This window comes from Massilia sp. IC2-477, from assembly GCF_020707265.1.
Classification (GTDB): Bacteria; Pseudomonadota; Gammaproteobacteria; order Burkholderiales; family Burkholderiaceae_D; genus Telluria.
On the sequence record NZ_JAJFEQ010000002.1, the window covers coordinates 59,517 to 78,085 of the forward strand.

Annotated in this window: 15 protein-coding genes; 8 read left to right on the forward strand and 7 right to left on the reverse strand. The window is 66.7% G+C overall.

Annotated elements, in window-relative coordinates; genetic code table 11:
• Positions 1–156 precede the first annotated feature (156 nt).
• The 3 genes from LK542_RS03665 (at position 157) to LK542_RS03675 (ending at position 4,301) form a co-directional block, all read left to right on the forward strand.
• Complete coding sequence (locus tag LK542_RS03665; protein ID WP_227810860.1) at positions 157–1,836, forward strand: carbamoyltransferase C-terminal domain-containing protein; 1,680 nt, start codon at positions 157–159, stop codon at positions 1,834–1,836.
• Positions 1,833–3,185 carry a N,N-dimethylformamidase beta subunit family domain-containing protein gene (locus LK542_RS03670; RefSeq protein ID WP_227810861.1) on the forward strand — a complete coding sequence of 451 codons (1,353 nt, stop codon included), beginning with the start codon at positions 1,833–1,835 and terminating at the stop codon, positions 3,183–3,185. The genes LK542_RS03665 and LK542_RS03670 overlap by 4 nt, the downstream gene beginning before the upstream one ends.
• 63 nt (positions 3,186–3,248) lie before the next feature.
• Positions 3,249–4,301 carry a glycosyltransferase family 9 protein gene (locus tag LK542_RS03675; RefSeq protein ID WP_227810862.1) on the forward strand — a complete coding sequence of 351 codons (1,053 nt, stop codon included), beginning with the start codon at positions 3,249–3,251 and terminating at the stop codon, positions 4,299–4,301.
• 585 nt (positions 4,302–4,886) lie between these two features.
• On the opposite strand, the gene LK542_RS03680 is transcribed toward LK542_RS03675, so the two are convergent.
• The 6 genes from LK542_RS03680 to LK542_RS03705 form a co-directional block, all read right to left on the reverse strand.
• On the reverse strand, positions 4,887–5,975 hold the full coding sequence (locus LK542_RS03680; protein WP_227810863.1) for a glycosyltransferase family 9 protein: 1,089 nt from the start codon (positions 5,973–5,975) through the stop codon (positions 4,887–4,889).
• Positions 5,972–6,886: a glycosyltransferase family 2 protein gene (locus LK542_RS03685; protein WP_227810865.1), complete on the reverse strand. Its 915-nt coding sequence runs from the start codon at positions 6,884–6,886 to the stop codon at positions 5,972–5,974. Before LK542_RS03685 ends, LK542_RS03680 begins: the two co-directional genes overlap by 4 nt.
• A complete protein-coding gene (locus LK542_RS03690) occupies positions 6,887–7,510 on the reverse strand; it encodes a DUF4254 domain-containing protein (protein WP_227810867.1) in 624 nt (207 codons plus the stop codon).
• A 202-nt stretch (positions 7,511–7,712) separates the two neighbouring features.
• A complete protein-coding gene (locus LK542_RS03695) occupies positions 7,713–8,873 on the reverse strand; it encodes an MFS transporter (protein WP_227810869.1) in 1,161 nt (386 codons plus the stop codon).
• Positions 8,874–9,448: 575 nt separating this feature from the next.
• Positions 9,449–9,874 (reverse strand): organic hydroperoxide resistance protein, encoded by a 426-nt coding sequence (locus tag LK542_RS03700; protein ID WP_227801217.1) that lies wholly within the window; start codon positions 9,872–9,874, stop codon positions 9,449–9,451.
• Positions 9,875–10,089: 215 nt separating this feature from the next.
• Positions 10,090–11,100, reverse strand: a complete 1,011-nt coding sequence (locus LK542_RS03705; RefSeq protein WP_227810870.1) for a LacI family DNA-binding transcriptional regulator — start codon at positions 11,098–11,100, stop codon at positions 10,090–10,092.
• Between the two features lie 255 nt (positions 11,101–11,355).
• On the opposite strand from LK542_RS03705, the gene LK542_RS03710 reads away from it, so the two are divergent.
• The 5 genes from LK542_RS03710 to LK542_RS03730 are packed head-to-tail and all read left to right on the forward strand — an operon-like array spanning position 11,356 to position 16,693.
• Positions 11,356–12,717, forward strand: a complete 1,362-nt coding sequence (locus LK542_RS03710; RefSeq protein ID WP_227810871.1) for a GH1 family beta-glucosidase — start codon at positions 11,356–11,358, stop codon at positions 12,715–12,717.
• A 44-nt stretch (positions 12,718–12,761) separates the two neighbouring features.
• Complete coding sequence (locus LK542_RS03715; protein ID WP_227810872.1) at positions 12,762–13,817, forward strand: glucokinase; 1,056 nt, start codon at positions 12,762–12,764, stop codon at positions 13,815–13,817.
• Positions 13,804–15,141, forward strand: coding sequence for an MFS transporter (locus LK542_RS03720; RefSeq protein ID WP_227810873.1), 1,338 nt, complete (start codon positions 13,804–13,806; stop codon positions 15,139–15,141). The genes LK542_RS03715 and LK542_RS03720 overlap by 14 nt, the downstream gene beginning before the upstream one ends.
• Positions 15,138–15,707, forward strand: coding sequence for a heme-degrading domain-containing protein (locus tag LK542_RS03725; protein WP_227801222.1), 570 nt, complete (start codon positions 15,138–15,140; stop codon positions 15,705–15,707). The genes LK542_RS03720 and LK542_RS03725 overlap by 4 nt, the downstream gene beginning before the upstream one ends.
• Complete coding sequence (locus LK542_RS03730) at positions 15,707–16,693, forward strand: Gfo/Idh/MocA family protein (protein WP_227810874.1); 987 nt, start codon at positions 15,707–15,709, stop codon at positions 16,691–16,693. Before LK542_RS03725 ends, LK542_RS03730 begins: the two co-directional genes overlap by 1 nt.
• Here the strand turns inward: LK542_RS03730 and LK542_RS03735 are convergent.
• A complete protein-coding gene (locus LK542_RS03735) occupies positions 16,675–18,450 on the reverse strand; it encodes an ABC transporter ATP-binding protein (protein WP_227810875.1) in 1,776 nt (591 codons plus the stop codon). The two genes, LK542_RS03730 and LK542_RS03735, sit on opposite strands and share 19 nt — an antisense overlap.
• Positions 18,451–18,569 lie beyond the last annotated feature (119 nt).

The window sequence follows — 18,569 nt, forward strand, 5'->3', positions numbered from 1 at the left end:
GGTGCCGATCATACCGCCTTTCCCGGCGCGCTACCGGCGCCCCGCTTCGGCCGGCCGCGGCGGCCTTCTTCTTTTCAAAAACGGAGTGAACTAAACAGCGCTCATCAGGCTCAAAGATTGGCTGTTCAGAATCGCACCGGACACCAGGAGAAGACGATGGACGACACCCCAGTTGTGCTCGGCATTAACCGGACCCAGGACGCCAGCATCTGCCTCATGCAGGGCTCGCACCTGGCCTGGGCCATCCAGAAAGAACGCCTCACGCGCCGCAAGCACCACTGGGGCAAGCCCGGCGACCTGCGCGAACACTATGCTCCGCGCCTGCCCGGGCTCGAGCACCCGGTCGACATCGTGGTCGAATGCTTTTCGTCCGACGAAGAGATCCGCAGCCTGCCCCTGTACGAAGAAGAACTGGCCGCCGCGCTGACGCTGTCCCAGGGCCACCGGCGCGCGCGCATATCGCACCACCTGGCCCACCTGTACAGCGTGTTCCACCCATCCCCTTTCGATAGCGCCGCGGTGATGGTGATCGACGGCCAGGGCAGCCCGGTGTCCGACTTCACCGAGGCCTGGTCCGGCGCCGCCGGCACGCCCGGCGACTGGCGCGAGGTGTCGTCCTTCTACACCGCTACCCGCAGCGAGATCCGCTGCATCGGCAAGCAGGTGTGGGATCGCGACGACGGCCGCCTCGTCGGCCTCGGCATGTTCTACTACCTGCTCACCCAGGCCATCTTCCCGGGCGAGGGCGACGAGGGCAAGGTGATGGGCCTGGCTCCCTACGGCGACCCGGCGGCGCTCGGCCTGCCCGCGCTCGAGGTCGAGGGCATGGCGGTCGGCATCCCGTCGGCCTGGCGTTCGCTGCTGCGCGAGCGCAGCCGCTTCCGCTTCGGCAGCGCGGAAGCCCGCTTCACCGATTGCGCCAACCTGGCCGCGGCCGGCCAGCGCGCCTTCGAAGACGCGCTGTTGGCGCTGGCGCACTGGCTGTACCGCCAGACCGGGGCCGAGCACCTGTGCTTTGCCGGCGGCACCGCCCTCAACTGCTCGGCCAACGAACGGCTGCTGCGCGAGACCCCGTTCCGGCGTGTGTTCCTGCCGCCGGCGCCGAGCGACGCCGGCACCGCGCTGGGCTGCGCCATCTACGGTCTCACCGAACTGGCGGGCCGCCCCTGCGACTTCCGCTGGAGCGCCGACTACCTCGGCCCGCCGCCCCAGCTGGCCGACATCGAAGCGGCCCTGGACGGCGCCACCGACCTCGTGATCGAGCGCCCGCGCGGACGCGACGCCCTGTGCGCGCGCATGCTCGACCTGCTGTGCTCGGGCCGGGTGATCGGGCTGTACCAGGGGCGCAGCGAATTCGGCCCGCGCGCGCTGGGCCACCGCAGCATCCTGGCCGATCCGCGCCGAGACCGCATCCGCGACTGGATCAATGCACGCGTCAAGCAGCGCGAATGGTTCCGCCCACTCGCGCCAGTGGTGCCGGAAGAACGCGCGGCCGCCTATTTCGACCTGGCCGGCGCTTCGCCCTTCATGCAGTTCGCCGCACCGGTGCGGCCGGAAGTCGCGCCGATGCTGCCGGCCATCACCCACGTGGACGGCACCGCGCGCCTGCAGACCGTCGGTCCGGCCGACGACCCGCTGCTGCGCGCGCTGCTGGCCGGCTTCGAGGTGCGCACCGGGGTGCCGGTGCTGCTCAACACCTCGTTCAACGGCAAGGACGAACCCATCGTCGAGACGCCCTTCGAGGCGGTGGCCGCGTTCCGCCAGATGCCGCTGCACGCACTGGTGATGCCGCCCTTCCTCGTCACCAAGCGCAGCGAGCCGGAGCTGCCCGTATGATCCGTGCCTACCCCGGCCGCCCGAGCGTGCAGGCAGGCGACACCCTGAGCCTGCACGTCTCGGGCGACGCACCGCGCTTCCGCATCGCCGTCTACCGCTGGGCGGATGGCCTCGTGCCTGTATCGCGCAGCGCCTGGCTGGGCGCCGAGTACCTGCCCGACGGCCGGCCCGACGAAGACTGGCAATGGCCCGCTTACCCGGTGCAGACCGGCGATGACTGGCCCTCGGGGGTCTACCTGGCCCACCTCGAGCTGCCCGGCGGCGGCGAACTGCGCCTGTCCGCCGACTCCGCCGCCGCGCTGTTCGTGGTGCGCGCCCGGGCCAGCCGGCCGATCCTGTACAAGCTGCCGGTCGCCACCTGGCATGCCTATAACTGTTCCGGCGGCGGCTGCTTCTACACCAACCCACCCCGCTCGCAGCAGCCGCCCGGCGCCCGCGTCTCGCTGCGCCGGCCCGGCGGCGGCATCGGCGGCGCCACCTGGGGAGCACCCGATTATTACGACTGGCGCTCGCCGCGCCAGACCTTCGCCCACTGGGACGCGCGCTTCATCCGCTGGCTGGCGCGCTGCGGCTACGCCGCCGACTTCTGCACCGACCTCGACATCCACACGCAACCGGGGCTGCTACAGGACTACCGCCTCCTGGTCAGCGTTGGCCACGACGAATACTGGAGCGAGGACACGCGCGACGCGGTGGAAGACTTCGTGGCGGACGGCGGCAACCTCGCCCTGTTCGGCGCCAACCTGTGCTGGTGGCGCATCCACCTGGTCAACGACGCCACTGCCATGGTGTGCCACCAGGGCAGCAAGCACGGCGCCTGGGACCACTGGTGGCCCGCCAGCGGCGCCGGACGGCCGGAAGACTCCCTCAGTGGCGCCAGCTACCGCCATGGCGGCGGCTGGTGGGACGGGCCGCGCGAGACCCGCGGCTTCATCGTCCAGCAGTCCGGGCACTGGATCTTCGCCGGTACCGGCCTGGCGCGCGGCGATGCGCTCGGCGCCGACACCTGGCCGCCGCTGCCGGGATACGAATGCGATGGCGTGCCGGTCGACCACCTGGGGCCGGACGGCATCGCCACCCTGTCGGCCTGGCGCGACGAGGCAGGCACGCCTGACGGCTACCAGCTGCTGGCCGCCTGCCCGCTCGACCGGCGCTGGCAGGAACTTCCCCCGCGCGAGCGCCACGGCGCGGCAGAAGGCATCCATGTCGCGGCGATGGGCACGTTCCGGCGCGGCGGCACCGTGTTTTCCGCCGGGACCACCGACTGGGCGCAGGTGCTCGGCGACGCACGCGACCGCAGGGTCGAACGCATCACCCGCAATGTCCTCGACCGCCTGTCCCAGGCCTGAGCCGGCCGGCGCAGTCACCACAATCTCCCTGTTCGAACCCTTGCTTCACTTCCTGGAGAGCACATGAACCGGCGTTCCTTCCTGAACCGTCACGAGATCCGCAAGGTCATCGTATTCCGCGCCCTCCAGCTGGGGGACATGCTGTGTGCGGTGCCGGCCCTGCGCGCCCTGCGCGCGGCCCTGCCGGACGCGCGCATCGTGCTGACCGGATTGCCGTGGGCGGCGCAGTTCGCGCAGCGCTTCGATGCCTACGTCGATGAATTCCTGTCCTTCCCCGGGCATCCGCTGCTGCCGGAACAGCCCGTGCGCCACGAGGAACTCACCGCCTTCTATGCCTCCATCTGCGAGCGCGGCTTCGACCTCGCGCTGCAGCTGCACGGCAGCGGCGACGTGACCAACCATATCGTCGGCGGCTTTGGCGCCCGCTCCATGGCCGGATTCACCCGCGGCGAAGCGAGCCAGAGCGAGCGGACCCTGCTGGTGCCTTACCCGGAGGCGGGCGCCGAACCCGAACGGCTCTTGCACCTGCTGGACCGGCTGGGCGCCCCGATCGCAGGCAGCAAACTCGAATTCCCCCTGCGGCACGAAGACATCGAGGAACTCGAAGCCAGCCAGCTTGCCCCCGACCTCGAGCCCGGCAACTACATCTGCATCCACCCGGGCGCGCGCAAGCGCGACAAATGCTGGCCACCGGCCTGCTTCGCCGAGGTGGCGGACCAGCTCAGGCATGAATTCGGCTTCGACACCGTGCTCACCGGTTCCGCCGACGAAGCCCTGCTGGCGCGCGCCGTAGCCGAGCGCATGCGCACGCCGGCGATCGAAGCGGCGGCCCCCATCTCGATCGGCGCGATGGCGGCGCTGATGAGCAGGTCGCGGCTGCTGATCTGCAACGACACCGGCGTCTCGCACATCGCCGCCGGTCTGGGCCTGAACAGCGTGGTGGTGTTCAGCAAGGCCGACATCGCCCGCTGGGCCCCGACCGACCGGCTGCGCCACCGCTGCATCTGGGATCCCGCCGCCGAACGCGCCGCCGTCGTCCTCGAGCACGCCCGCGCCCTGCTGACCGGGACCGAGCCGAGCGGGCAGCGGGCGACCGGGATGTGGCCTTATTGGTAAGGGCCCGGTATCCAGTGCCAGCGGCATTGATTGCGACGAACCCAGTGTCCAGTGCCGCCTGTATTGATCTCGAAGAGAACAGCGTGGTGGTGTTTGCAAGGCCGGCATCGCGCGCCGATCGACGGCCGCGCCATCTCCGCATCCGGGACCCTGCGGTCGAGCGTATCGCTGTCGTCCTCGCGTGCGCACACGCCTTGCTCCCGGAGACCGAGCCCAGTAGCCGGCGCGCGATGAAGACGCGGCCGTATTGCTTAGGGCCGTGTCCAGTGTCGGCGACCTTGATCGGAACAAAGCCGAACAATCATGTCGGCGACCTTGATCGCAAAGAAGCCGGAACAATCATGCCGGCGCCTTGATCGCAAAGAGGGGGAGCAATCATGTCGGCGCCCTTGACCGCAAATACGCCGGAACAAGCAGCGTGTTCAAACTGCGGATGCGGCTCGATCAGGATGCATTTTCTCCGACGCGCGGTTGGCACAACATGATCCGGTCAAGGGGACCGGATCGGCTCACGACCAGTCTGCCCGATATCCGAGGCGGTCTCCAGGCGCATCACGCATGCGCGCGCATGCCGCCTCGAAAGATTCAGTCGGCCCCACCTGGGCTTCGGGTGCGTAGATGCGCCCGCGCATGCCGAAGCACTTCGTCGACACAAATCTCGTCCACGAAGCTGGGCTGATGCTGACAGCGCACCGCGCGGTTATCGAGGCCGCAGGTCCTGCAGCGCACCTGCGCCGACACGGCCGCCCGCAACAGCCCGGGCCGCAAGGGCGCGCCGTCGACCAAGTTGGTATGCCAGAAGATGCCGACTGCCGGGGTGCCGATCGCCAGCGCCAGGTGCAGCGGCCCGGTGTCGTTGGATACCACCAGGGCCGCACGTTCGATGAGGCCGCACAGGCCACCGAGGCCGAGCCTGCCCGTAAGCTCGATGCAGGGATGACGCATGCATGCCGCTACTTGCCGCACCAGTGCGGCTTCCCCATCCGTTCCGTTGACGGCGACCAGCATGCCCTCGGCAGCGAGCGCATCACCGACGGTGGCGAAGCGCTCCGGCGCCCAGCAGCGCCGTGGATCGGACGAGCCTGGCTGGAGCAGTACCAGTGGCCGGCCGCTATCCGGCGGCAGCAGCTGCGCCGCGGCTGTACGGTCGGCCGGCGTAAGCTCCAGTTCGCATGGAAGCCAGGGCAGCGTGCCGCCAACCAGTGCGGCGATTTCCAACAGCGCCAGCCGCCGGTTCGCCGGTTCGACATAGGGCACCCAGCGATCCAGCGGTGCGGCACCGTCTGCGCGCGCGCCGATTGTCAGGCGCGCGCCGAGGCGCCTGGCGAAAGGATTCGAGTGGCTCCCGCCGCCATACATCTGGGCCAGTATGTCGAAACCTTCATCCCGCATGCGCGCGGTAAACCGCTCGACTGCGCCCTCGTCGGCCGGACCGTCCGGCGGCGTACCCACGCCTGGAACCGGCGGCATGACCACCACCCGGTCCACCGGTCCGGGCCGTCCTGCGAGGAAGTCGGCATGCCAGGCCTTGCCGAGGTAGACCAGCTCGGCTTCGGGATAGGCGTGCCTGAGCGCATGCAGGGCAGGAAGGGCGAAGACGAAATCGCCCACGGCGTTCGGCCGCAGCACGGCGATTTTCCTTACCCCCTGCACGAGCGGGCGGGACGCGCTCATGGCTTCACCTCCGTCGCTGCGGTCCGCACAGGGATTTGCCCAGTGTGCGACCGGTCGGGGTACGATGCCTGCGCCGCCGCGCCGCACGACGCACTGCCGCCATCGACCGGCAGGACCCGGGGTGCATCGACCTCGCGCTCCCTGAGCGTGGTGGGCAGTTCCATGTGGTAGGCGCCGGACGGCAGCATGCCGCAGCCACCGAAGCGCGCCATCACGCGCAACTGGGCGAGCACGTCTTCGCCGCAGTGCTCGGGCGGCAAGGCCGGCCAGAAGTCGAAACCGCCGGCGGCGCGCAGCCTGGCGGTATCGAACAGCACGCAGCCGCCCACCCAGGCTACCCGGTAAGCGCGCGGCCGATCGGGCGGTACGCCCAGACGCCGCTGCAGATGGAACAGGTTGGCGGCGCTATGCAGGTGGTGGCGTGCCCATGCGTTCCCACCCGGCAGAACGGTTTCCGGCTCCACCCGGTCTTCCCAGAAACTGACCTGCTCCTGCGCCGGCCGCTCCTGTCCCAGGTAGCTCAGGCCGTGGACCGCGCTGCCGGCAAAGCCGCAGCCCTGGCGCACCAGGAGGCCGTGAAGGCGGCTGACGAGATCCGGCTCGAGGATGACGTCGTCGTCGACGAACAGGCAGTAGGGCGCATGCGCCTGCGACAGCAGGAAGGCGCGCTGCTCCGCCATGCCGCGCCGGGGCAGGTGGCGCCAGGTCTCGACCTGCCGGCCGCGCGCCCGCAGGTAGCGCAGCACCGCTACCACCTCGGGTGCTCCCAGGGCGCTCGCCCCGACGGTCTGGTCGGACACGACGATGCGCAGCTCGGGATAATCCTGGGCGGCGATCGCGGTGAGGGTCACCGCCAGTGCCGCCGGCCGGCCGCAGGTGGGCACGAGGACGTCGATGCGCGGCGTTTCCATTCAGCCTCCCAGCTGCGCTGCGCTGCCGGCCTGCCCGTACAGGTAGGGATTGAGCGCGGGATCGTTGTACATCTTGAACTGGCGGTAGACCTTGAAGTAGGCCTGACCGGTGGCGGCATCGCGCAGCAGGGCGTCGAGGCAGGCGGCGAGGTCGTGGCGCTGGGTGATCAGGCGTTGCAGCCGGGCACTGCATGCCTGCACGTGGGCCTGTCCCGCGTCGCCCCGTTCGGTCTGCAGGCGCATGTGGTGGATCTTGAGCGACAGGATCGACAGCCGGTCGATCATGGCGCCGGGCGTTTCGCTCGACAGGCGTGCCTCGGCGCCGGGCTCGACGCCGTCCAGGCCGGCCAGCAGGGCTTCGTCGACGGCTTCGACGGCATCGTTGCGCTGCTGGTTGTATCGGTCGATCAGGCGCTTGCTGGTGGCGATCGCGGCGGCGGGCACGTCGACCCGGCGTGCGCGGTCTTCTTCTTTCCACAGCAGACAGTTGAAGCGGTGGTTGGCGCCAATGGCCGTCCAGGCCCCGGAGGGCTCGACCGCGCCGTGCAGGCCCGGCCAGTCAGGGCGGGCGAGCTCGCCATCGTGGAATTGCGTGACCGCGGCCGCATCGACAGTACCCGGCATGGCATCTCCATTGTCAGTATCGTTGACTGATTGGAGGGATCGCCGCCGGCGAAGTTCGGCCAGGCTAGCCGCCGGTTTGGGCTGGCGCAAACGCGCTCATGGCCGGGCGAAAAAAAACGCAGACGGCGCGTGGCGCGGTCTGCGTTGGAAGCCCGGCTTGCGCCGTGCGAGGATCGGGTGCCGGCCGGGGCCGGCGAAAACATTACTTCAGCAGCTTGGTACGGCTTGCAACGAAGGCGATGCCCAGCGACAGGACGCCGACGTAGGTGATGGCGGCCTTCATGCCGACGAAGTGGGCGACGGCGCCGATCACCGGCGGGCCCATCAGGCTACCGCTGTAGGCCATGCTGGCCACGGCTGCCAGGGCCATCGGGCCTTGGGCGCCGGCTGCGCTGAACACGAAGGGGAACAGCAGCGACAGACCGAGGCCGGCGATGGCGAAGCCCACCAGGGCGACGTAGGCGTTCGGGGCCATCACGGCGAAGAACAGGCCGCATGCCGACACCAGCGAGCCGATGGTGACCAGGCGCTGGGCGCCGAAGCGCACCTTCATCTTGTCGCCGACCATGCGCGACAGCAGCATCATCACCGAGAACGCGGACAGGGCCAGCGGCGCCAGGCCGTCCGACGCGCCGAAGTGCTCTTTCAGGAACACGCCGCTCCAGTCGGCGATGCTGCCTTCCGACATCGAGCCCAGGAAGCCCAGCAAGCCCAGCAGCGCCAGCGGACCGCGCGGCAGCGAGAACGACTTCTTCTCGACCTTCTCGACGCTGTCGTCGGCGTCCATCATGCTGAACGCAGCCCACAGCACCAGGGCCAGCGGACCGGCCAGCATCAGGAAGTGGGTGGCCGGGGCGATCTTCAGGCTGGCCATCAGGCTGCCCAGGGTGGCGCCCGCCAGGCCGCCGGCGCAGCCGAGGCCGTGCAGCATCGACAGTTCCGACTTGCCGGTCAGCTTTTCACGCTTGGTGGCGGCCGAGTTGATGGCGACGTCGAAGGTGGAAGCGGTAATGCCCAGCATCAAGACCGACAGCATCAGGCGCGGCACGGTCGGCGCCATGCCGATCGACACCAGCACGGCCAGCAGGGCCATGCCCGAGAGCAGGAGCGACTTGCGTGCGCCGAAACGGCCCATCAGGAAGGACGAGATCGGGTAGGACAGGACAGCGCCCAGGCCGCCGCACAGCAGGACCATCGACAGCGCCGAGTGGGACACCTGGACGCGCTCGGCCAGCGCCGGGATGCGGCCGGCCCACGACCCCATGATCAGGCCGAACAGGACGAACAGGACAGGCAGTGCGTATTGCTGGGTTTGCGCGAGAGAAAAGGAGCGCGGAGTGGAAACAGAAACAGGGGTATGCATCGGCTTGGATTGTTAAATTTTTCGGGGGATTTTTCAGAACTGCAGCCAATCCTGATCGGCGGAATTATTTACGTCAGGAAGCTGATGGGAGGCAATTCTATACTCAAGGAAAATTTTTTGTTTGCCGTGCGGAAAAAAATTTTAGGACGTTGTTTTGTGTCGACGAAAGGATGACAACTTCATTAGCGAACCATTACAAAAGCCTGCAAAAGTAAGGATGAAACGGCTAGAACGCTGCTAAATGTAAGCAAATGCTTCTGAGCGGTGATCGATACAGTCAACGCCGGACAGGTCGAAAAAGGTGATGGATAGATAACTTTATAAGGCCAAACAACGTAATCCAACAAGCATTGGTGCAAATGGATCTAATGAATAAGAGATAGGCGCTGCTTCTTCATTTTGATTATCTATTTCCGTTATTCAGCCGGTGAATTGTTAAATGGCTGAGCCAGGTTTTCGAATGCTACTTATAAGCAGTCATAAACAAAATCGTTGTCAGAAAAACAGAAAGCCAGCCTTGCCGGACCTGGATTGGTCCGGCAAGGCTGGCTTTTCTGCACGAAATCGGGACGGCGTCAGACGAGCTGCAGGGTCACGTCGATATTGCCGCGCGTCGCGTTCGAGTACGGGCACACGATGTGGGCGCGCTCGACCAGGGTGCGCGCTTCTTCTTCCGGCACGCCCGGCAGGCTGATCTGCAGGGTGACTTCGATGCCGAAACCGGTCGGGATCGGGCCGATGCCGACACTGCCCTGCACCGACACATCCGGCGAGATCTTCAGCTTGTCGCGGGCAGCCACGAATTTCATCGCGCCGAGGAAGCACGCCGAATAGCCGGCCGCGAACAGCTGCTCGGGATTGGTGCCCTCGCCGCCCGCGCCGCCCAGCTCCTTCGGAGTCGACAGCTTGACGTCCAGCGCATTGTCGGACGAGACGGCGCGGCCGTCGCGGCCGCCGGTGGCCTTGGCGCTTGCACGGTAGAGGACTTTTTCGATTGCCATGGTGATGCTCCTTTGCTGGTTGACGGGCCGAGACCCTGTTATGTTTTGCTCGATTAAATAGCGCGCTACTTATATGCTGCTCATGTTACTGCTGTGGCAGCGCCCGGATATTTCCCGATCAGCGTTGCCATGAAAGCGATAATACATAGCGCGCTATTTAATTGCAAGCGATTTTTATCGGCGGCGGTGCGGAACGCCATCCGCCCCACGCCGGCTCAGATGCGCCGCACGGATTCGCGCACGATCAGGCTCAGCGCCGGCATGTCCGACAGAGGCTGTTCGTGGCCGAGCATACCCAGCATCATGCGGCCGATGTTGTTGCCGACTTCGTAGAGGGGCTGGCGCACCGTGGTGAGGGGCGGCGTCGTATACATCGAGCTGTGCAGATCGTCGAAGCCGACGATCGAGATATCGTCCGGCACCCGGATGCTGCGGCGGTACAGCGCCAGCCGTGCACCGTAGGCGGTCAGGTCATTGCCCGCGAAGATCGCGGTAAAGCGCTGGTTCGAGGCCAGCAGCTGGTTCACCGCCAGCAGGCCGCCGGACTCCTGGAAGTCGCCCGGTACGATCAGCCCGCGCTCGACCTCGATCTTGTGCTTCGCCAGCGTGTCGCAATAGCCGGCCAGGCGCGCGCGTGCATCCTCGTGGTCGGCCGGGCCGGTGATCATCGCGATCCGGCGGTGCCCCTGCTCGACCAGGAACTCCACCGCTTCGCAGGCGCCGCGGTAGTTGTCCAGCCCGAAGCTCAGCACCCGCTCGCCCGCCACCTTGCGGCCGAAGGCGACGATCGGCACGCGCCGCGAGAAATCGAGGATCTGGCTGTCGCTCATGTTCCCGGTGAGGATGGCCACGCCGTCGACGCGGCGCGCGATCAGGAGTTCGACCCGCTCGGCCTCCTCGTCGGCATGCCAGTGACCGCTCATGATCAGGAGCGCGTAGCCGGAGGCCTTGACCGCATCCTCGATGCCGACCATGGCGCGGTTGAAGTAGCCGCTTTCCAGCGACTGGGTCAGTACGCCGATGGTGCGCGTACTGCCCATCTTGAGGCTCTGGGCCAGGCGGTTCGGCTTGTAGTTGAGCTCCTCGATGACGCGTTCGATGGTCCGGCGCTTGTCGTCGGACACCTTGGCGGTCCCGTTCAGGAAACGCGAGACCGTGGCGGGAGAGACACCAGCCGCCTGGGCAACGTGGTTCAGGGTGGTGGTGGTGCTCTCGGCGATTCTCATGAATGCATTCGTGGGTGGAGGTGGCTGTCCTACTCAGCTTAACATGTCATGAAAGTCTTTCACACATCCTTTCACAGCGACTTCAGAACAGGCGTTCGTTAACTTTATCGACATTTTGTTTGACAGCTGTCCCTACACAGCCATAGCATGAAATCGTTTTCATCAATGTTGAAACCGGTTTCTCAACGTACTTGCACGCTACGACCGCAGTCCTGCAAGCGAGCCTGCGATTTTTCTGAACAAACGACACGTCTCATGAACAAGCGATCCTCACTCGACTCCGAGTTCGACTACCAAATCGGCTCATCCCGCGATTTCCCTGCCGATTTCACCTGGGGCGTCGCCACCAGCGCTTTCCAGATCGAGGGTGCCTCCAGCGCAGACGGCAAGGGCCCGTCGATCTGGGACACCTTCTGCCTGGACCGGGCCAACATCAAGGACGGCAACGACGGCACGGTCGCCTGCGACCACTACCACCGCTACCGCGAAGACGTGGCCCTGATGGCCGGCCTGGGCGTGGACGCCTACCGCTTCTCGATGGCCTGGTCGCGCGTGCAGCCGGACGGCAAGGGCGCCTGGAACGAACAGGGCTTCGATTTCTACGAGCGCCTGCTCGACGCGCTGGCCGAACAGGACATCAAGGCCCACCTGACCCTCTACCACTGGGACCTGCCGCAGGGCCTGCAGGACGACGGCGGCTGGCTCAACTGCGACACCGCGCACCGCTTTGCCGACTACGCACACGAAGTGACGCGCCGCTTCGGCAAGCGCATCGACACCATCGCCACCCACAACGAACCCTGGTGCACGGCCAACCTCGGCTACGGCAACGCCCAGTTCGCACCGGGCGTGCGCGACCTGAAGCAGTCGGTCCAGGTCTCGCACCACCTGCTGCTGTCGCACGGCCTGGCGATGCGCGCCATGCGCTCCCTGCAGCCCAGCGCCAAGTTGGGCATCGTCCTGAACCAGTGGACCGCCGACCCGGCCACCGATTCGCAGGCCGACCGCGACGCCGCCGCCTTCGAATACGCGCGCTCGACCCAGTGGTTCATGGACCCGATCTTCAAGGGCCGCTACCCGGAACTGGCACTGCGCGGCTACGGCGCCAATGCGCCGACGGTGCAGGAGGGCGACTTCGACATCATCCGCCAGCCGATCGACTTCCTCGGCTGTAACTACTACTTCCGCGCCTGGTGCAGCACCGACAATCCGCCCAAGCCGATGCCGGGCGCGCTCGGCTTCACCGACATGGGCTGGGAGATCTACCCGCAGGGCCTGCCCGAGCTGCTGCTCAAGCTCAAGGCCGAGTACGACCTGCCCCCGATCTACATCACCGAGAACGGCATGGCGCACCCGGACGAGGTGGTCGGCGGCCAGGTGCACGACCAGGAACGCATCGCCTTCGTGCGCAGCCACCTGAACGCCCTGCGCGAGGCCATGCAGCAGGGTGTCGACGTCAAGGGCTACTTCCTGTGGAGCCTGTTGGATAATTTCGAGTGGAACTCCGGCTACAGCAAGCGTTTCGGCATCGTGCACGTCGACTATGCCACCCAGCAGCGCACCCTGAAGGACAGCGCGCTGTGGTACCGCGAGTTCCTGGCCGCACGGCGCCGATAGGCTGGAACACCAGCGCCGGCAGCACATAAAAAATAGGAGGAGACATGCACGAATATATTGATGGGCGACGCCTGGTGGCCGACATCGGCGGCACCAACGCCCGCTTTGCGCTCGAAACGGGCCCAGGGAAGATCGAGGCCATGCTGACCCTGGCCTGCGCCGACTACCCGCGCTTCGAGGACGCCGTCCACGCCTACCTGGCGCACTGCGGGGCGGACGTGGTCCACGCGGTGATCGCGATCGCCAATCCGGTCGATGGCGACGCCATCCGCATGACCAACCACCACTGGGCCTTTTCGATCGAGGCCGCGCGCGCCGAGCTGAAACTGTCGACCCTGCTGGTGGCGAACGACTTCACCGCACTGGCGATGGCCCTGCCCGCACTTGGCCCGGCCGACCTGATGACGGTGGGCGGCGGCGCCGCCCGTGCGGGCAGCGCCATCGGCCTGGTCGGCGCCGGCACCGGCCTGGGCGTATCCGGACTGCTTCCCACGGACGGCCGCTGGGTGCCGCTGCACAGCGAAGGCGGCCACGTTGCCTTTTCGCCCATGGACGAGCGCGAAGTCGAGGTGCTGCGCTACTGCTGGCAGCGTTACGACCACGTGTCGGCCGAGCGCTTCGTCTCCGGTCCCGGCATCGCCCTGATCCGCGAGGCGCTGGCCGCCAGCCGCGGCGCCGCGGCGGACGCCACGCTGTCGCCGGCCGAGATCGTGACGCGCGCCCTGGCCGGAGGCGATGCCCTGAGCCGAGAGGCGCTCGACTGCTTCTGCGGCATGCTCGGCACCGTGGCCGCCAACCTGGCGGTGACGCTGGGCGCGCAGGGCGGCATCTACATCGGCGGCGGCGTGGTGCCGCGCCTGGGCAGCTATTTCCTCGACTCGCCCTTCCGCAGCCGCTTCGAGAAGAAGGGCCGCTTCAGCGCCTTCACCGCGCAGATCCCGACCTGGGTCATCACCGCGCCCTACCCGGCCCTGACGGGCGCCGCCGGCATCCTTGCCGACCACCTGGCGCGCCATCCGGTCGCGCCGTCGCGCCGGCGCATCCGCTCGGGTGCGGCGCCGATGCCTGTCCACGCGGAGGCCGACCATGCAGCCCGCTAAGCCCGCGGCATCGCCGCTGCTGTGGGTACCCACCGGCTACTTCACGATGGCGCTCGGCTACGTGATGCTCACCAGCGTCACCGCCATCATGTTCAAGAACCTGGGCATGGACAACGGCCGCGCGGCGCAGTATTCGAGCCTGCTGATCCTGGCCTACACGATCAAGCCGCTGTTCGCGCCCTTCGTGGAGATGTACCGCACCAAGAAGTTCTTCGTGCTGTGCGCGCAAATCCTGATCGGGCTGGGCTTCGCCGGCGTCGGCCTGTCCCTGGGACTGCCCGGCTACATGGGTTTCCTGATGGTGGTCTTCTTCGCCCTGTCCTTCATCGGCGCCACCCAGGACATCGCCAGCGACGGTGTCTACGTCACCTCGCTCGACAGCCGCGCCCAGTCGCTCTATTGCGGCATCCAGAGCCTGTCCTGGAACATCGGCCCGATCGTCGCCGCGGGCGGCATGGTGTACCTGAGCGGCTACCTGCACACCAGCGTGTTCGGGCACGACCCGAAGCTGTTCGGGCCGGACTGGATCGACGCCTGGCGCATCATCTTCTTCCTGGTGGGCGGCCTGACCCTGCTGATGGCGCTGTGGCACCTGCGCTTCATGCCGCAAGGGGCGCGCGCAGCCGACATGCCCTCCAGCGTGCGGGATGCCGGCCGCATCCTGCTGGATGCCTTCGTCACCCTGTTCCAGAAGCGCGACATCTGGCGCATGATCGCCTTCGCCTTCCTGTTCCGCCTCAGTATCGGCTTCCTGGAGAAGATCGGCCCCTTCTTCATGGTCGACCCGGCCTCGAAAGGCGGCCTGGGACTATCGAATGAAATGCTGGGCCTTATTTACGGCACCTACGGCCTGGCGGCCGTGCTGCTCGGCTCCCTGCTGGGCGGCTGGTACGTGGCCAAACGCGGCCTGAAGTCGACCCTGTTCGTGCTGTGCTGCGCGGTGAACATCCCGAACGTGACCTTCCTCCTGATGAGCATCTACCTGCCCAGCAGCCTGCTCGCCATCACGCTGGGCGTCGTGATCGAGAAGTTCTTCTTCGGTTTCGGCGCGGTCGGCTTCATGATCTATCTGATGCAGCAACTCGCGCCAGGCAAGTACACCACCACCCACTACGCCTTCGGCACCGGCCTGATGGCCCTGAGCGGCATGGTGACGGGCGTGATCAGCGGCCACCTGCAGGAGATGCTGGGCTACGTCAGCTATTTCGTGTTCGTGATGGTCGCTACCATTCCGTCTTTTCTCGCCACCTGGTTCGCACCCTTCCACATTGATGACGGCAGCACGCCGGCGCCGGATGCGCAGGCGAAGGCGGTGCCGGCATGAAGCGCCTTGTCCTGCTGCTGGCCCTGTTCGCGGCCGGCAGCGTGGCGGCTGCGCAGTCCGAACTCCCACCAAGGACCAAACAAATGAGTGAACAGGGCAATGCGCTGGACATCCTGCGCCGCCAGGAACAGCTGCTGCAATTCGACAGCTTCAGCAACGACACGGCACTGGACATCGGCTTGCGCCTGGTCGAGCAGGCGCGCGCCAACAAACAGGTGGTCAGCGTCGAGATCGCGCGCAACCGCCAGGTGCTGTTCGCGCACAGCATGAGCGGCGCGCCGCCCGACCATGCGGACTGGATCCGCCGCAAGAGCAATCTCGTCAACCGCACCGGCCACAGTTCCTTCTACGTCCACACCGAGGTGGTGCAAAGGGGCGGCGACATCGACGCGATGCCCACCTTCGACGTAAAAGAGTATGCTGCACATGGCGGTTCCTTCCCGGTCGTGGTGAAGGGGACCGGCCAGGTCGGCACCATTACCGTCTCCGGCCTGCCGGGGCCAAGCGACCACCAGCTGGTGGTGGACGTGCTGAAGGACTACCTCAAGCTGAAGGAGGATATCTGATGGGTGAAACAGTAAGGTGGGGCATCCTCGGCACCGGCGGCATCGCGCGCGCCTTCGCACTCGGGCTGAAGCACGCGCCGGGCGCGGTGCTGGCGGCGGTCGGCTCGCGTACGCTGGACAGCGCGCAGACCTTCGCACGCGAACTCGGCACCGAGCAGGCCTACGGTTCCTACGAGGAGCTGGCCGCGGCAGAGGGCGTCGACATCATCTACATCGGCACGCCGCACCCGATGCATGCCGCGAATTCCCTGCTGGCCCTTCAGGGCGGCAAGGCAGTCCTGTGCGAAAAGCCCTTCACCATGAACCGCCGCGAAGCGGCCGAGGTGGTGGCGCTGGCGCGCGCCAAGGACTTGTTCCTGATGGAAGCGATGTGGACCCGCTTCATGCCGGCCCTGGCCGAAGTGAAGCGCATCATGGCTTCCGGCGAGATCGGCACCGTGACGCAGGTGCACGCCGACTTCGGCTTCTCGGCCACGCTCGACCCCGAGCACCGCATCAACAAACGCGACCTGGGCGGCGGCGCCCTGCTCGACCTCGGCATCTACCCGCTGTCGATCGCCTGCGCCCTGCTGGGCAAGGTGGAAACCGTGCAGGCCCAGGCCATCATGAGCGAGACCGGTGTCGATGCGAGCACCGCCTTCACCATGAAGCATGCGAACGGCACGCTGTCGGTCTGCAGCTGCTCGATGCGCGCCCGCTCGGCTTCGGAGCTCATCGTTTCCGGCACCGGCGGCAGCATCCGCATGCACCGCATGTTCCACCTGGCCGAGCGCATCACGGTCGATCTGCAGGACGGCTCTTCGCGCACCATCCCGACGCCCTACCTCGGCAATGGCTATACCCATGAGGCGATCGAAGCGGGACGCTGCCTGCGCGAAGGGCTGATCGAGCATCCCCTGATGACGCATGCGGACACGCTCACCCTCATGACCTTGCTGGACCAAATCCGGTCCCAGATCGGGCTGCGCTATCCATCCGACGCTTGAGGCGCGCCGGGCGGCACCGGCCGCTCGCCGATCTGCTGGCGCCACATCGCGTAGTACAGCCCCTTGAGCGCCACCAGCGCATCGTGCGAACCGGTTTCCACGATGCTTCCCTTCTCCAGCACGTAGATGGTGTCCGCGTGCATGACGGTGGACAGCCGGTGCGCGATCAGGATCGTGATCTGGCTGGCACGCGCCGAGATGCTGCGCACGGTGTTGGTAATCTGCTCTTCGGTGAGCGAATCGAGCGCCGACGTTGCCTCGTCGAAGATCAGGAGGCGCGGCTCGCGCACCAGGGCGCGCGCGATCGACAGGCGCTGCTTTTCACCGCCCGACAGCTTCATGCCGCGCTCGCCGATCACGGTGTCCAGCCCTTCCGGTGACTTTGCCAGGAGGTTCAGGCACGAGGCCTGTTTCATCGCCGCCATGATCTGGGCGTCACTGGCATCGGGTTTCACGAACAGCAGGTTGTCGCGGATGGTGCCCGCGAACAGGTGGGTCTCCTGGGTGACGAAGCCGATCTGGCGGCGCGCCTCGTTGTAGCGCAGGTCTTCGGTCGAGGTCTCGTTGTAGTACACCTTGCCGCGCGCCGGCGTGTACAGGCCGACCAGCAGCTTGACCAGGGTCGACTTGCCGGAGCCCGACGGGCCCACGAAGGCGACCGTCTGGCCGAGCGCCGCGCCGAAGGAGATGTCCACCAATGAATCTTCCTGCGCGCCCTTGTGGCGAAAGCCGACGTCGGCGAAACGGATCTGCTCGAGCGGCCCGATCTCGACGAAGTCCTGCGGGCGGCGCTCGATCGGCTTGTCCATCAGGGCGCGGAAGTTCAGCAGCGAGGCCTCGACTTCGCGGTGGGCCAGGATGATGTTCCCGAGCTCCTGCAGCGGCGCGAAGATCGCCACCGAGATGAACTGCATCGCGATCAGTTCACCGGTAGAGAGCACGTCGCGGAAGATCAGCCACAGCAGCGCGAACAGGATCGCCAGCTTCAGCAGGCTGAGTGTGCTGCCCTGCAGGAAGGAGAGCAGCCGGATGCGCTTCACCTTTTCCATCTCGAGCGCGAAAATGCTGTCGGTCTGGGCACGCAGACGCCGGATCTCGGTGAAGGTCAGGCCCAGGCTCTTGATCAGCTCGATGTTGCGCAGCGACTCCGTGATGAAGCCGGAGTTGCGGTTGGTCTCGCGCACGATCGAGCGCTGCTGGGTCTTGATCTCGCGCGAGAGCAGGCCGGTGAGCCCGCCCAGCACCAGCACCCCGACCAGGAAGACCGGCACCAGCAGCCAGTGCTTGGTCACCGCATACCAGACCAGGAAGCTCACGCCGACGATCGAGGTGAAGACCGTGTTGATGAAGGTATTGATGAAGCGCTCGCTGTCGGCGCGCACTTTCTGCAGCAGCGACAGGGTCTCGCCGCTGCGCAAGTCTTCGAATTCCTGGTATTTCAAACGCAGCACGTGGCGCAGGCCGTCGTTGAAGATGGCCACGCCGAGCTTCTGCACGGTCAGGCGCGTCACGTATTCCTGCAGCGCCTTGGCCAGGCGCGCCAGCAGCGCCACCAGTACGGCAAGGCCGAGCAGGCGCAGCACGCCCGAGACCAGTTCGTCGTCGCTCCTGTTCCCGGGATGCAGGGCATAGTCGTCGATGATCCTGCCGAAGATGATCGGGTCGACCAGGTTCAGCACCTGCGCCGCGCCGGCTAGCAGCAGGGCGAGAAAGGCCAGGCGCCAGTGCGGGCGCAGATAGCTCCAGAGGATGTGCATGACGGAATGGTAACAACTCGTCCTGCGGGGGCGCGCACGGCCTGAACTTTACCTCGCTTTACATTTCCCGCCCTGCGCCCCGCGGCCATGACGCCGTAAACAACGTGACGACATTCACG